This is a genomic window from Rhizobium leguminosarum bv. trifolii WSM2297, assembly GCF_000271845.1.
Map to the genome: position 1 here is coordinate 90,152 of NZ_JH719392.1, position 15,043 is coordinate 105,194.

At 60.2% G+C, this 15,043-nt stretch carries 7 protein-coding genes and 5 pseudogenes; 5 read left to right on the forward strand and 7 right to left on the reverse strand.

What is annotated here, in order from left to right; genetic code table 11:
* Positions 1 to 267 precede the first annotated feature (267 nt).
* The 4 genes from RLEG4DRAFT_RS00435 to RLEG4DRAFT_RS58765 form a co-directional block, all read right to left on the reverse strand.
* Entirely contained in the window at positions 268 to 2,541 is a 2,274-nt protein-coding gene (locus tag RLEG4DRAFT_RS00435) for a glycosyltransferase family 4 protein (protein ID WP_003574471.1), read from the reverse strand.
* A complete protein-coding gene (locus RLEG4DRAFT_RS00440; protein ID WP_037093043.1) occupies positions 2,538 to 5,774 on the reverse strand; it encodes a glycosyltransferase in 3,237 nt (1,078 codons plus the stop codon). The genes RLEG4DRAFT_RS00435 and RLEG4DRAFT_RS00440 overlap by 4 nt, the downstream gene beginning before the upstream one ends.
* Positions 5,767 to 8,124, reverse strand: a complete 2,358-nt coding sequence (glf, locus tag RLEG4DRAFT_RS00445) for a UDP-galactopyranose mutase (RefSeq protein WP_003574474.1) — start codon at positions 8,122 to 8,124, stop codon at positions 5,767 to 5,769. Before glf ends, RLEG4DRAFT_RS00440 begins: the two co-directional genes overlap by 8 nt.
* A gap of 65 nt (positions 8,125 to 8,189) precedes the next feature.
* Complete coding sequence (locus RLEG4DRAFT_RS58765; RefSeq protein WP_003574475.1) at positions 8,190 to 9,362, reverse strand: glycosyltransferase; 1,173 nt, start codon at positions 9,360 to 9,362, stop codon at positions 8,190 to 8,192.
* Positions 9,363 to 9,937: 575 nt separating this feature from the next.
* Between RLEG4DRAFT_RS58765 and RLEG4DRAFT_RS38215 the strand changes: the two are divergent.
* Positions 9,938 to 10,382, forward strand: a pseudogene (locus RLEG4DRAFT_RS38215) (hypothetical protein); the annotation flags it as partial.
* Here the strand turns inward: RLEG4DRAFT_RS38215 and RLEG4DRAFT_RS00455 are convergent.
* Both RLEG4DRAFT_RS00455 and RLEG4DRAFT_RS00460 read right to left on the reverse strand, forming a co-directional pair.
* Positions 10,370 to 10,963 carry a general stress protein gene (locus RLEG4DRAFT_RS00455; RefSeq protein ID WP_003574476.1) on the reverse strand — a complete coding sequence of 198 codons (594 nt, stop codon included), beginning with the start codon at positions 10,961 to 10,963 and terminating at the stop codon, positions 10,370 to 10,372. The pseudogene RLEG4DRAFT_RS38215 and the gene RLEG4DRAFT_RS00455 sit on opposite strands and share 13 nt — an antisense overlap.
* A gap of 28 nt (positions 10,964 to 10,991) precedes the next feature.
* Entirely contained in the window at positions 10,992 to 11,309 is a 318-nt protein-coding gene (locus RLEG4DRAFT_RS00460) for a hypothetical protein (protein WP_003574477.1), read from the reverse strand.
* A 412-nt stretch (positions 11,310 to 11,721) separates the two neighbouring features.
* On the opposite strand from RLEG4DRAFT_RS00460, the pseudogene RLEG4DRAFT_RS41190 reads away from it, so the two are divergent.
* Together RLEG4DRAFT_RS41190 and RLEG4DRAFT_RS41195 are read left to right on the forward strand one after the other, a co-directional pair.
* A pseudogene (locus RLEG4DRAFT_RS41190) lies at positions 11,722 to 11,829 on the forward strand (exodeoxyribonuclease III); the annotation flags it as partial.
* A 138-nt stretch (positions 11,830 to 11,967) separates the two neighbouring features.
* Positions 11,968 to 12,067: pseudogene (locus RLEG4DRAFT_RS41195) on the forward strand (GlsB/YeaQ/YmgE family stress response membrane protein); the annotation flags it as partial.
* A 120-nt stretch (positions 12,068 to 12,187) separates the two neighbouring features.
* Here RLEG4DRAFT_RS41195 and RLEG4DRAFT_RS53020 read toward each other — a convergent pair.
* Positions 12,188 to 12,385, reverse strand: a pseudogene (locus tag RLEG4DRAFT_RS53020) (alpha/beta fold hydrolase); the annotation flags it as partial.
* A 131-nt stretch (positions 12,386 to 12,516) separates the two neighbouring features.
* Between RLEG4DRAFT_RS53020 and RLEG4DRAFT_RS00465 the strand changes: the two are divergent.
* Both RLEG4DRAFT_RS00465 and RLEG4DRAFT_RS00470 read left to right on the forward strand, forming a co-directional pair.
* Complete coding sequence (locus tag RLEG4DRAFT_RS00465) at positions 12,517 to 12,873, forward strand: response regulator (RefSeq protein ID WP_003574478.1); 357 nt, start codon at positions 12,517 to 12,519, stop codon at positions 12,871 to 12,873.
* A gap of 301 nt (positions 12,874 to 13,174) precedes the next feature.
* Positions 13,175 to 14,495, forward strand: a pseudogene (locus tag RLEG4DRAFT_RS00470) (alpha-glucosidase/alpha-galactosidase).
* Positions 14,496 to 15,043 lie beyond the last annotated feature (548 nt).

Here is a 15,043-nt window from a genome sequence, read left to right on the forward strand (position 1 = left end):
AAGTTCGTTCTAGCCAATCCAGAAGTGGAGCCTCAGGTTCCTGCCCGATCTGGCCAACCGCTCCTATGACGCAGCTCCCGCTGGCGGGAATATCGAGATAGACGGGCACCGCAACTTCCCGGAAACTGTCGTCGGGAAAAAATGCTTGCTTGGCGGCTTGACCAGGAACGTGTCCTGCTAGCGTTCAGCGCATGACGAGACGCTGGTCCGTTCGCGCTTAAGGCTGATCTGCCGTCCCGTTCTCATCGGGCGGCTTGCGACGGAATTTTATCTTTTGGCCGACTCGCGGGCGGCGAAAGGGACTCGAGCCCCCGCCTCTTGAATGGCGGTCGCAAGCGGTGCGTAGGCAGTTCGTCCGGAAGTCGTGACCTCGGTCGAAAGAACGCCATTTGCGCAGTGACGGCCATCGTCCCAACCTGGATGATCTACGATCGGATAGAGGCATAGTCCCTCCAACGGAACGCCAGACTGCATCGCGAGGGAAGCTTGGCCAAGGACATATTCGAACCACGTCGCCCGTCGCTCGTTCTCGATACCGGTCTCGGCGATGAGGATTGGCCTGCCGTATCGGGCGAAAGTCTCGCGCAAAATTTCATTGAGGGGCTTGTATAACTCGTGCCCGATGTCGATCGGCGCGCGCCCATGAATCCATTGGTTGTTGAAGTAATAATTAACGCCGATGACATCGAGATAGCGCTCGCGTCCCCCGATCTGTGGCCACAACCGTCCGCCAATGAGGTCCCACGCCTGGTATTGCGATTGGCGGTGACCTTCGGCGATGCCCCGCTCTTCGGGCCGTGAGGGATGCGCGGTGACGTTGATTACCGGCTCGCAGTGAACGAAGCGCGCGCGCTGGTCGATTGCCCTGATTTGGTCCATCGCAGCGATAGCGGCGCGCGCCAGCTGCACCTTCAGTTCAAAGCCACGGCCATTGGCAAAAGGATTCAGATAGCCGGCATCGCCGCCGCCCCAGGAGAAAAACGAAATCTCATTGACCGGGCAGTAAAAGGGAACACTGTCGCACTCTTCGCGCACCAGCTTGGCGCAAGCGCCGGCGAAGGCAGCAAAGCGATCGACAAAACACGGCGACCAGATGTCGAGATCGTCCGGCCAGCCATAATGCAGCAGATCCCAGATGACCTGCGTGCCGGTCACCGCGGCCGCCCGTACCATCGGTCGCACGCTCGACCAGTCATAACCACCGGATTTCTCGATAAGGTGCCATCTAAAGCCGTCGCGCGCCGTGCAAATCCCCATGCCTAGAAGCTGCCGGTAGTCCTCTTCGGCGTAGCGATCGTGGCCGACGGCGGCGATCATATCGAGACGGCGGCCCATGGTCTCACCTTCCCACGGCCGAAGGCGATGGGTAGAGCATTCGAAACCTCCCTGCAGAAAAGACCTGAACAGACCGGTCGGGCCAGCCGCTTGGCGCTTGCTGCAGACATCCTCCAGCAGCTGCTCCCACTGCGGCAAAACCGCCTCGATTGAATAGGTGGTTTCAACCTTCCGCCGTAGTGCGATGCCAAGTGCGTGTCGGCGTTGCGTGTCCCGCAACAGAGCCATCATATGTCCGGCCACGGCGGCGGCATCCCGATAGGGGACAAATACGCCGGATATGTGGTCGTCTATTTGCTGCTTCGCGCCGTTATCGGGCGTCGCGATCACCGGCAGGGCTGCTGCACCGGCTTCTCCAATGACATGCGGCATACCTTCGCCATTTGAAAGCCAGGCAAAGATGTCGAATGACGCCATGAGGGCAGGGATATCCTGCCGGTCGCCCAGAAACTGAAGCACACCGCCCAGCCCGCGTTGGGCCGCCATGGCCTTAAGTTGAACCGCATAGTCCGGCACGAAGGCATCAGGCCCGCCGACAATTGCGAACCTGGCATGCTTGGCCGCGACACTCACCCGAGCAGCGGCTTCGATAAAGTCCTCGACGTTCTTCTTGGGGTCGAGCCGGCCGACCCAGCCAATCAGGACCTCGTCCCCGGCAATCCCCAGGGCCCTACGGGTCGGTCCCCGCAATCCCGGATCGAACGCCGAGAGGTCGACCATCGAAGGAATCTCAAGCGCATCATGCTCGCGTCCCGGCATCCGCGATGCGGCGGCGTCGCGGATGGAACGGCATACGCCGACGTAGCGGGTCGTCAAATGTTTAGGGCCGGCGAGTGCTTCAGAAACGAGCCCGCCATGTTCGATCAGCGGCGGGCGAAGATGCAGGCGCTCCAACGCAGGATAGATATCCGCGACGTTCTGACAGGAGATCACGACGTCGTAGCTCGAGATTTTTCCGGCAAGGTAGTTGACGGTGTCGTTAAACGACAGGTCGTAGGGCGTGGTGTCGACGTCGATCCCTAGCGAGCGAAGCTGGACATGGGTCTGCTCGGGCATGCCGGGCTTTTTGAAGCAGGCCACGACGTCGATGCGGTACCGGCGGCGATTGAGGTGTTTGGCCAGCAGTCGCACTTCGGTCTCCTCTCCCCCGACGACCAGCCAAGCAAAAACGAATAGGATCCGTATCGGCGTCGGTTCGATGGTCATTTGCCAACCTTGAAGACGACCTGCAGAAACTCCGGTCGGTTCTCGACCAGATCAGCGAGGAAGGATGGTGCCTCGTCGATAGGGACGACATGGGTAACCATATGCTCACGGATCATCGTTCCGTCCGAGGCAAGGAGGTCGACAGTCGCACACGCAAGCCGGCGCCGATCCCAGAGTGGAGCGAGCCCGCGGGGAACGCGGTTGATTTGAGCGCACCGTATGTTCAGGCCATTGTGGTGGAATTCTTCGCCAAGCCGCAAGGCGTCCGCTCCGTGCTGGTAGAAGGCAAGATCGATCACCGTACCCTGCGGCCGCAAAGCTTTGAGGGCCGTATGCAGGCTCCCGGGGTGAGCTCGTGTCTGAAACGCAAGATCGGCACCGCGTCCCATCGTCCCGTCGTGCCAACGTGCCTTGGCATGCTGCCAAGCCTGATCTTCCGTCATCGCGGTCAGCCCCATCGCCTCCGCCTTTTCTCGGCGAAAGTCGGAAGGGTCGGCAATCAACACGTCGGAGGCGCCAAGCACGCGGGCAAAGAGCGCCGTCATCAGACCGACGGTGCCGGCCCCGAGAACGATCACCGGACGACCGGCGACACCCGCACCGAGTGCGGGGACATTGGCCCCGAACGTTTCCGCGTCGGCATGGAGGATCCCGTTGGCGGCGATCGGCCCCATCTGGGCGACGAAGATGCCGAGCAGGGGATCGAGTTCGAGGGGCATCTGGACCAAGAGATCGTGATAGGGGTCCGCCGTATGGCCGCTCTTATGGCCATAACTCGCCGCTAGCACCGCGCCCTCGGAGAAACCATGTGCACGCGACTGCGAAACGCGCGCGACCTCCATGTAGCCGAGGAATGGAACGGGATAATGCAGATCGGGCTCGCCTTCCATAAAGACACCACGCCCGCCATCGAAGCGGGAATGGAAATAAGGATTGGTATGCTTCAGGAACGTCAGCTCGGTACCAGCGGACAGACCAGTGAACAGCGTGTCAAGCCGCAACTGGCCATCTGCCGGCGGTCCTTCGTCATAGTCGAAGAAATAGGCGCGGCCTGGCGCCTCGACGCCAAGCGAGCATATCTTGCGATGGCCTGATGCAAGCCCCTGCCGCAGCCGCGGCTGCGGCTGCAGCGGCGCCGGTTGAGGCCGTCTGATCCCCGAGGGGTCGAGGTGCACGACCGACCCACTCCGAGCCGAGGACACGACGGCCAGGGCAAGCTGGTGGGTTGCTACAGCGTCGCCATAGGGGCATCGGATGCGGTTTTCACCGCCACGCACGGTGTCGATAAAATCGCGGTCCTCGCGCCAGACTGGATCGCCGTCGGCGGTGCGCACGGGGCGACCGCGTCCAATATCAACCATGATGTCGCGATCGGTCAGCTCGATTGCCAGCCTTTCGGCAAAAATGTGCAGGCCGACCCGATGGCTCCAGCCGAGAAGGCAGGTGGAAGCTATATTGGCGACCACGCCCGTTTCAAAGGTGAGGCTTGCCGTCGTCACCGTCGGTACGTCCAGGCCTGGAAATTCCGGCCTGTCCTTGTAGCTGGCGCGCCCGTAGACTTCCGTGACGTCTCCGATGAGCCACCTGGCGAGATCAAGGAGGTGGGTTGCCTGTTCGACAATCTGACCGCCCGATTTCCCCTCTTTCCACCACCATTCCGGCGGGGGGGTCGAGTCGAGCCAGTAGCCTGATAGAAGCTGTGCGGGATTGTCTGCCAACAGGCTTTTTGCCTCGTCGACGATATCGAGATAGCGCCAATGATAGCCGACAGCGGTGACGAGGTTGGCGTTGGCCACGCCCGCAGCGATGTCTTCGGCCTGCGCCAGGCCCAGCGACACCGGCTTTTCGACAAAAAACGGTATCTGGCGCTGGATGAGATCGCGTTCGGGCTCGCCATGGGCAAAAGGCGGGATGCAGATATAGACCGCGTCAAGCTGTTGCGTATCGAGCATTTCGCGATGATGCGCGAACGATCTCGCGCCGAAGCGCATCGCCGCCTCGTCTGCCCGTCCAAGATCAGGGTCGGCAAATGCCACGAGTTCGACATCGTCGAAGCTCGCCAGAACGTCCAGGTGCCGGCGCGCGATGCCGCCGACGCCGATGAAGCCCAGCCGTGTCTTTTCCATTGACCTGTCCTTTTGTGTCCGGTTTCGCGGCTGGTTCAGGAGCCGCTCGTAGACCGCCGAAGTCTCAGCGGCCATTCGAAAGACGGAAAAGTCCCGCTTGAAACGTTCAAGGCCGGACCGGCCGCTTGCCGCCAGTCGACCGGGATCGGCTAGCGCGCGATTGATGACTGCGGCAATCTCCGCCGGATTGCCCGGCTGGGTGAAATAAGGATGATCATCGCCGAGCGCCTCCACCGTCCCGCCAATGCGGGTTGCGATCACGGGCACCGCAAGCGACATGGCCTCCAGAACGGCCAGCGGAAGCCCCTCGAAGTGCGATGGAAGAACGAAAAGATCGGCGATGGCCATGATCTCGGCGACATCGTCCCTTTGCCCTAGAAACTGGACGTAGTCGGCCAGGTCAAAATCCGTTACCAGGGCCCTCACGCGCTCTTCTTCGGGACCAGTCCCCACAAGAAGCAAGACAACGGAAGGATTGCCCTCCAAGACGGCCGGCAAAGCGCGCACCAGCGACGCCTGGTCTTTCTGCTCGGTGAAACGCGCGACGGTCAAAAGGACCGTCTTTCCGACAAGGCCGAGTCCCTCCGAAAAATCGATGGCGGATCGCACGGGCAGCAGCGGAAAGATGCCGTTTCGGACCACCGTCAAACGCGAGGGCGCGACCCGTGCCTCAAGGAAGCTTTGACGTGAGGCTTCGGAAACGACGATGAGATGCGCCAATCTCTCGGTTTCGCGTCGGTAACACTCGATTTGTTCCGGGTCATTGAGAAGATATGGGAGATGCTCGGTGCGTATGATCGGAATGCCTCGGGCATCGGCCGCCGCTGCGAGAGAATGCCCTTCCCATCCGATCCCTGCGTGGACATGCAGAATATCGATTCTGGATCTCGACAGCCACTCGTGAAACTCGTCTGTATCCTGGATCAGCTTGATTGCCAGTCCGCAGCGCGCCGCGCGCACCAACAAGCCCGTCGGATCCTCGGACATGATCGCGACTGTGACGTCCCAGCATTCGCTCAAACCGCGGCCGAGAGCGAGCATGTGTTCGCCCATCCCGGAAGGATTGAGGCTATCGGTCGCTAGAGTGACGTGAGGTTTTCTAGTCATGCCGGGCGCCGGCGAGGGTTCCGCTGGTTCCTTGCCGATCCCGCAGGCGCCGATATGTCGCTAGCGCCTGGGCGACGACCTGGTCCATATTGTAATATTTGTAGGTACCAAGCCGCCCGACAAAGGTTACGTCGCCGCACGTACGCGCCAGGGTCTCGTATTGTTTGTAAAGCGCCTGGTTTTCCGGGCGCGGGATCGGATAGTAGGGCTCTCCCTCGGCACTTGCATACTCATAGCTGATACTGGTCCTCGGATGGATCTGACCCGTGAGGTGCTTGTATTCGGTGACGCGCGTATAGGGCACATCCTCCGACGGGAAGTTTATGACCGCGACCGGCAGCAGTCGCCTCACATCACGTGTCTCGTGGGTGAACTTCAGACTGCGATAGGGCAGGCGCCCGAAGCAATGGCCGAAGTATTCGTCGATGGGACCTGTGAAGATCGTATGGTCAGCCAGTTCCTCATTCCTGAGATCGGCGAACTCCGTGGCGACCATCACGGTGATATTGTCGTGGTTCAGCATCCGTTCGAACATGCGGGTATAGCCGTCAAGCGGCATGGCTTGAAAGCGGTCCAGGAAATAGCGGTCATCGGTGTTGGTCCGGGTGGGGATACGTGCCGTCACAGATCGGTCGAGTTCGGAGGGGTCGAGCCCCCACTGTTTGCGAGTGTAGCCCTCGAAGAAGGTCCGATAGAGCTCCGCGCCAACCTGCGATATCACCACGTCGCGCGATGTCTTCACCGGATCGCAAGGCTCCGCCCGATCCGCCAAAAACCGCGCCGTCTCGGCATCGTTGGTCAGATCGATGTTGTAGAGAGCATTCAGTGTCGTGCGATTGATGGGAATCGGAAGGCGCAGATCGCCGACCTGGGCAAGCACTCGATGTTCATAGGGCCGCCATGCCGTAAAGCGGGAAAGGTAGGCGACGACGTCCTCGCTGTTGGTATGGAAGATGTGCGGGCCATATTTGTGAACCAGGATCGCCGCCTCATCATAGTGATCGTAGGTGTTGCCGCCGATATGGGAGCGCCTGTCGCAGACAAGGACCTTTTTGCCACCATCGGCTGCGAGCCGCTCGGCAAGAACCGATCCGGCAAATCCCGCGCCGACGATCAGATAGTCGAAGGTATCCGAAGGTGGTCGGCGGTTGGTGCCGGCGCGAAATCTCTCGGGAACGGCGGCCGAAACGATTTTTTGCGCTGCCGCCTGGTCGACAAGCGCGGACATTCTGCGAAAGGTACTGTCCCATGACGATTGCGCCACAACCCCGTCCACCACATCCAACCAGGCCGTGTCGGAGCGGGACAAGATGAGTGCCGCTTCGCAGGCCTCGGCAAAGGCCTGGGCGCCATTTGCCAAGAACACTCCCGGCACGTCGCCGTAAGTGCGCACGACGTCGACGATTTGTGTTCCAACGACCGGCCGGCCTGCGGCGAGATATTCGGGGGTCTTGGTGGGGCTGATGAAGCGCGTGGCCTCGTTTAGTGCGAACGGCATCAGCGCGGCCTGCCAGCCCGATAGATATGCCGGAAGATCGGAATAGGCCTTTTGCCCGAGATAATGGATGTTTGCGCCTCGGGGTAGATCGTCCGGCGAAATCTTCACAATCGGTCCCAGGAACACAAAGGAAAGATCAGGCCGGGCCGACGCGACGCTGCCGACCAGATCGAGGTCGAGCCTCTCGTCAATCACCCCATAGTAGCCGAGACGAGGCTGAGGAATATCCGCCTGGTCGGCTGGAACGGGTAACGAGCCTCGGGCGGCGCGGAAGTGATGCGTATCGACCCCCGACGGGAACGCATGGATGTTGTCATGTTGGTCCCGTCTTGCCTCGTAGAGGCTGAGGCCGCCGGTAAAAACGACATCGGCGCTAGCCATCAAGGCCTGCTCGCAGGCTTTGAGATTGGCCGGGGCGAATTTGAAGTTCGCGAGTTCATCCATGCAATCATAGACAACCGCGACCGCGTCAACATGCTGGGCAAAGGCAAACATCAGCGGCGTATAGAACCAAAGGATCGGACGCTTGCCGCCGTGGAGCAAAATCAGGTCGTCCAACAGCCTGCGAAGAGCAGCCTCTCGATCGGCCTCGTTCCACCAATGGGGAATCCGCGGGCGAACAGCCTTGACGCTCGTTCCTTCGAAGGGGTGTATCTCCAGATAGGCCAAATGATGGTCGGTGGGGATGAACTCCTCGAAATAGAAGACCGGCCGCCCACGCGAAAACCGTTCCATCAGATGTTGCGGCCTCTGGAGCACAAAGTCCCATCTGAGATGCGAAAAACAAATGAGCGGCGCGTGATCCAACAGGCTGTCGTCGGACAATTGCGGGACGGAATTCAGCAGATTCATCGAGGGGCCTCGCAATCGCAATGATCCCGAACTGCGAATGGCGACGAATGTTCCCGGATGGCGTTCTATCCGGCTGACCCGCCAATGAAGGAACTCAGCTTTCGCAGGCTGTGCGGCCACGTCCAGTTGGCGAGAACGACCTGGCGGGGCTTGAACGTATCGAGCCGGGCCAGCATGTCGCGAATGCCTTCGTGAAAATCTTCGGGCGAGGCCACTCGGCCCGTCTCGGGAGTGATGAATTGCAATCCGCAGCGCAGCTGGCTGTTGGCCAGGACCGGTATTCCCGCCAACATGTATTCGGTAAGGATCGCCGGTGCCCCGTCATCGATGCCGCAGACCACGCCGATACGCGCCTGGTTCATCAGCCTGTTCACCTCCGCAAACGGCACGCCGGGTGGATCGATGAAGTCGACATTGATGCCGAGTTCGCAGACATGGCTTCGCAATGTGTCGATCATCTCGCCGTACCCGCAGACGCAAAGGGCGCGCATCGAACCGGGAAGCTTGGCAAGCGCGCGAAACAGGATGTCGTGCCGCTTATAGGCTTGCGCGGCAGCAACGTAGATCATGTCGTAGGTCTTCGGAACGTCGATCGGCCTGAAGGTGAGTTCGGAGGCAAACTCCGGTCCGATAGGCATGATGATCGTGGGTATCGTCGGATGGTGCGAGCATACCGCCTCCGACTGCCATTCGGAGCCAGTGAGGATAAGGTCGAAATGGCGGCTCACCTCAAAGGGAACGCGCAGGGCGGGCGCGTCGATCGAGTTATAAATCTTGAAACTGTCGCGGCATGCCAACAACACGTCTTCACTCACACCAAGACCCCAGACACAAAGGATCGACGGCGGCCCGAAGGCGGCAAGGTGTCCGAGCATGTCGTTGGAAGAAAACGGCGTTTCGGACCCGTTTGCCTGAAATGCCCGGCGGGTCAGGAATGGGCTGGTGACAGGCTGATCAATCGGTGGCGTAGCGCCGTGCCAATGTGTCCAGACCTCGGCGCAGTCCACAAGACCGGCTTTGAGAACGGCGAGCGGTAGCCGTTCGATATAGCCGCCGATTACCTGAAGGTTTGGGCCCCGATCAGCGGGTTGTGGGCGAGGTCCCCGATTGCCCGCGAGCCACTGTTCGCGATACCACGCCGGGGTGCGAGGCTCTGCGTTTTCGGCGTCGCCGTCCTGGAAGTCGCTGATGATAACTATTCGTCGTAGCGCCCTAGGCGCGGCTGGCAATAATGGCATGGAGGTCCCGCGGCGTGATGTCAGACGCCCGAACCATGCGATCGCACGTAATGTTCCCACCTTGTCGCACTGCTTAGCGCTGCGCTCGAGCCAGAGCTGTCTACGCATTTCCTTTTCGAGACGATGGTTGCGCCTTTTCCTGCCGAGAGCACATGCTCTCTGGTCGCTGCAGTTACGGCCGTTGTGGCCAGCGGGTCAGAAGGCGCACATACCACACTGTCGTGAAAGTCCGGCTTGTCATTGAGATGCTTCTTTGGCGAGTTTTCCATTGCGCCGGGACCCGACAGGGATGGTAAACACAGCGATATTGCCGTTCTTTTCGTCGCCGACGAATGCCAGCCGAGCGCTAACGTGTCCGCACTCTCACCTTCAACCCTGCTTGTCGTAACCCTTAGCTTGCAATGCCGACCAGTTCTCGCGGCACCAGCGGTGGCGGTGGTTTCTGAGCAACTGACAGACAACCAAAATCATCACTTTAAAACCACTGTCATCCGGCTGCGAAAGAACCCATTTCCTCAAGAAGCGCTTCTGAAATCGCAAACTGGCGGGCCGTTCCCCGTCCCATCGAATTTTCAGGATCGGCAAAGGGCGTGATGTTTCCTCACAATCCATGACGAAACCGGCATTGCCAACATCGTCGTCTGGCCGAAGCTCTTCGAACGGTCGCGTCGCGTCGTGCTCGGCGCCAGCATGATGGCGATCAACGGCAGGATCCAGGGGGAAGGCGAGGTTGTTCATCTGGGCGCTCAGCAGCTCTTCGATCTCTCGGCCGACCTGTAGAGCCTTTCCGAGCGCGACGGTGCGTTCCGACCGCCGACCGGTCGCGGCGAAGAATTCGCCTATAGTTCGCCGGGCAGTCCGGATTCGCGCGAAAAAGCGCCTCTTGGGGTACGGGCGAGGGATATGTTCGTGCCGTTATGCCGAATTCGGCATAACGGCACTTATCCCGAGCCCGATACTATGCCGAGCCCAGCGCGCCCGCTAGTTGGCGCGCGCATGCATAGAGTTCAGAGGCGATAACGACTACGTTCGCGTTCGATTTGTTCCGGGCCATAGGGGTCGAGCGTGTCGTCGAACTTGGTCCAACCCTCCTTGGTGTAAGCGGCACGGCGTGCGGCCGGGTCCACCCAGTTGGAGCGCCTGAGGATTGCTTCTGCTTCCGGGACAAGCGCGTCCTCAACCCTCGCAGTGACCAACGAGCCGCCGCGGCGAACGCCTTCAGCATAGACATTTGCGTCCTCGTCAGAGACACCGGAGCTCGTCATTGCGCCGATGATGCCGCCTGTTGCACCGCCGGCGACCGCACCGGCGGCAGCGCCGGCTGCGGTTGCCGCCAGCCAGCCGGCTGCGACGACCGGGCCGACGCCCGGAATGGCCATCAGGCCAAGGCCCGTCAGAAGGCCGCCAGCGCCGCCGACGACTGCGCCGATGCCGGCACCTGTGCCCGCGCCTTCGCCTGCATTCGAATGCTCGCCGTGGCGGTTGTCGGCATTGTTGGAAACGATGCTGATGTCGTTGGATGGGACGCCGGCGGCTTCAAGCGCGCTGACTGCAGAACTGGCGTCGGTATAATCATCGAAAAGTCCAGTTACGGTTCTCATGGTCGTTTCTCCGGAAGGGTCTGTTGCGTTACTTGGCGACGATGTTGCCCTGGTAGTCGAGAGCGATCACGACGGCCTTGCCGTCCTTCATGCCCGACGCCATCCAGATGCCCTTGTCATCCTTCTTGAGGTCCTTGACCTCGGTATAGCCGGCCTTTTCAATCCGGTCCTTGGCCTGACCCTCGGTGAAACTGTTTGCGCCTTCCACCGGGGCGGTCGGGTTGTTCGAGTCAGGAGTTGCGACGGCCGGCGTCTTGCCGTCACTTGTCGTTGCGGGCGCCGTCTGGGCCATGGCTGACAATGCCGAAGCGCCTAGAAGCGCTGCGGCGAAAATGAACGGTTTCATGGGAATTTCCTCTCGTGCCGAACTCAGATTCGTGAGGAAGAAACCCCAGGCGAGCCTCTTCGTTCCACCGTCCGGAACATAAAGCGCGAATGCTTTTCTTGCGTGATTTGCGGTTAACTCGAAGGTCCGGCGCGCGGGCTCGCACAGCAAACGTGATGGGATCGGGCGGTGATATCGGACAGGAAAACATTGGTGGCGGTAAGCGACCGGCATTGACCTGTGGCGGGTGCTGGGAGCACTCGCGACGGCGTAGACCTTTCGAGTAAGGGCGGCAGCAATTTATCTTTGATTTGGCGCGCCGACTGGCTGGAAGCCCCGCCCAGGATCGCTCCCTCATCGTAGCTGATCCAATGGCTTGTGCACTAAATGACTACGCGTCTGAGATTGAAACAATTTTGGATCTTGCCGGTTCGCGGGCGACTTCAACGTCATGCCGACCGAGATGGACATCTACAAGCCCGAGCGCTGGAGGAACGACGCACTGTTCCGCGTCGAGGTTCGGGAAGCGTTCAAAAACTTGTGGGTCGCTTGACGAGCCCGCAAACGAATGGCCGGCCGCAGGCTGATCGCCCGGCGGAACCATCCGTCGTCATGCGCGTGTTTCGCTGCTGGCTGGCTGACGGTTTCGTCAGTCAGACATTCAAACTCGGGATACAATATGGAAAATGCAGGCATCGGCTGGATCGCGGCAATTATCATTGGCGGCATCGCGGGCTGGCTCGCAAATGTTTATGAAGTCCAACATGGGCGTCCTGATGACATCTCGGCAGCAGCGCTGCTGATGCTTGGTTATGCCGATGACAAGCGATTGATTGTCCATCGGCCGCTACGATCTCGACGAGGTCGGCAGCATAGCCGTCGAGCGTTCCGTACTTCTCCAACGAATAGGCGGACAAATCAGATTCACCAGCACCGACGTTGTCGAACAGAACGACGCGATAGCGGCCCTCGAAGGCAGGGACCACATACCGCCACATGTTGCTGTCGCAACCAAAGCCGTGGGCGAACACGATCGTCGTCGCCTGAACAGCGCACGAAGACATTGTTTCTCTTGAAGATATGCATCTGGGTAACATAACGCATTCGCAAAAAATGGACAGCGCTCAGGCGAGGCGGTCAGCGGGTCCGAAATAGGCTTCTCCGTGCAGGAACCAGAGGCCGTCATGCAGGTTTCACCTTATCCGCGGATGCCGCAGGGGATGTGTTGATGCTATCGAAAGTTCTGATTGTTGAAGACGAGCCGCTCCTGCGCATGCTCGCAGTAGACCTCGTCGAAGAAGCCGGGTTCAAGGCATTGGAGGCGGGCGATGCCGAAGCCGCGATAATTCTCCTGGAAACCGAAATCGACATTCGCATACTGCTCACCGACATCGAACTGCCAGGACCTATGGACGGCCTCAAGCTGGCTGCGGCCGTCCGGGACCGGTGGCCTCCTATCCGGATCATCGTGGTGTCGGGAAAGCAGAAGCCGGAGGCGTCGGATCTTCCCAAGGGCGGCGTGTTCTTCTCGAAGCCTTACGACGTGTGGGAGATGACGGACACGCTTCACGAGATGGCCGCATGAAGGCCGACAGGACGAAGCCCGCGTAGCGTCCGCGTTGCCCTTTGCCCACAGACGGATGCATATCGGGCCACCAGATTTCGCCGGGGGCGTGAATATTAGGTCTTACCATTTCCCACGGCCGGCGCATTGATCCACACTTGTTCTTCTGGTGACCGGGGAGCGTTAGAGTCGTAACCCTCCAGCAGTTCATCGAGCTTATACCTACGTTGACGCACCTTCATTGTATTCGAGGAACTCGACGCAGGTTCAGCGGGCAGCAAATCCCAAAATCACATTCATCGGAGCAGGCTCCACCGTCTTCATGAAAAACATCATCGGCGACGTGTTGCAGCGTCCCGCTTTATCCGGTGCGACGATCGCGCTGATGGATCTCAATCCGCAGCGGCTTGAGGAAAGTGCGGTCGTCGTCAACAAGCTGATCTCGACGCTCGGGGTCAAGGCGAAGGCCGAGACCTATTCCGATCAGCGCAAGGCGCTTTCCGGCGCCGACTTCGTCGTCGTCGCCTTCCAGATCGGCGGCTATGAACCCTGCACTGTCACCGATTTCGAGGTGCCGAAGAAATACGGCCTGCGCCAGACGATCGCCGACACGCTCGGCGTCGGCGGCATCATGCGCGGGCTGCGCACCGTGCCGCATCTTTGGAAGGTCTGCGAGGATATGCTCGCCGTCTGCCCCGAGGCGATCATGCTGCAATATGTCAACCCGATGGCGATCAACACCTGGGCGATCTCGGAGAAATACCCGACAATTCGCCAGGTCGGCCTTTGCCATTCGGTGCAGGGCACGGCGATGGAGCTCGCCCATGACCTCGACATTCCCTACGAGGAAATCCGCTACCGCGCCGCCGGTATCAACCACATGGCCTTCTATCTCAAATTCGAGCATCGCCAGGCCGACGGCTCCTACCGCAACCTCTATCCCGATCTCCTGCGCGCCTATCGCGAGGGCAGGGCGCCGAAGCCCGGCTGGAACCCGCGCTGCCCGAACAAGGTGCGCTACGAGATGCTGACGCGGCTTGGCTATTTCGTCACCGAAAGCTCGGAGCATTTCGCCGAATACACGCCCTATTTCATCAAGGAAGGCCGCGACGACCTGATCGAGAAGTTCGGCATTCCGCTCGATGAATATCCGAAGCGCTGCATCGAGCAGATCGAACGCTGGAAGGGCCAGGCCGAGGCCTATCGCTCGGCCGACAAGATCGAGGTCAAGCCGTCGAAGGAATATGCCTCCTCAATCATCAATTCGGTCTGGACCGGCGAACCTTCTGTCATCTACGGCAATGTCCGCAACAACGGCTGCATCACCTCGCTGCCCGAAAATTGCGCCGCCGAAGTGCCTTGCCTCGTCGACGCCTCGGGCATCCAGCCGACCTTCATCGGCGACCTGCCGCCGCAAGCTGACTGCGCTGATCCGCACCAACATCAACGTCCAGGAACTGACGGTGCAGGCGCTGATGACCGAAAATCGCGAGCATATCTACCACGCCGCGATGATGGACCCGCACACGGCGGCCGAACTCGACCTCGACCAGATCTGGTCGCTGGTCGACGATTTGCTCGCCACCCACGGGGACTGGCTGCCCGAGTGGGCCCGCACATCCAGTAAAGTCAAGGCTGCCTGACCTACTCTCCCTGGTCAGGCGTCAAAGAGCCCCGCGGTCGCAACAACCGCGGGGCTTTTTTGCGGACGGTGGGTTGAGGAATATCGACGGCGACGCGCTCCGGTCTGATCGCTATCCGACGCGGTGCGCCTGGGGAATGCAGTCTACTAGGTGGCCGACATCAAGGACCGCACTTCGTCGCCAGGGACGGCTTCACCGCCAACGATCAGATCGACGGCACGACCGGAAAGTCAAGCAATCAAGGGAGTTTAGGGAGATTTGGCTAGGGAACCTGGATTCTCACATGATTTCAAAGACTTAGCTAAATCGTCTTTGAATTCCTCATATTTTCCCGTCGTGAGCGACCGTGGATGCCACCTTTGTGCCCTGGCTTTGGGCCTCAGTCAACCGGCGCGTAAAGCGGCAATAATTTCCGCTTCTGGACCCGGAGCGCGCCTTCGCTGGCTGGTTAGCATCGCAAGATCTAAGCCATTCGCGTGGCATTGGCGTGTGTGGCTCCAGGGGTGCGGCTTGTCCGATATCGACGCCATCGCCGTCTGATCGTTCGC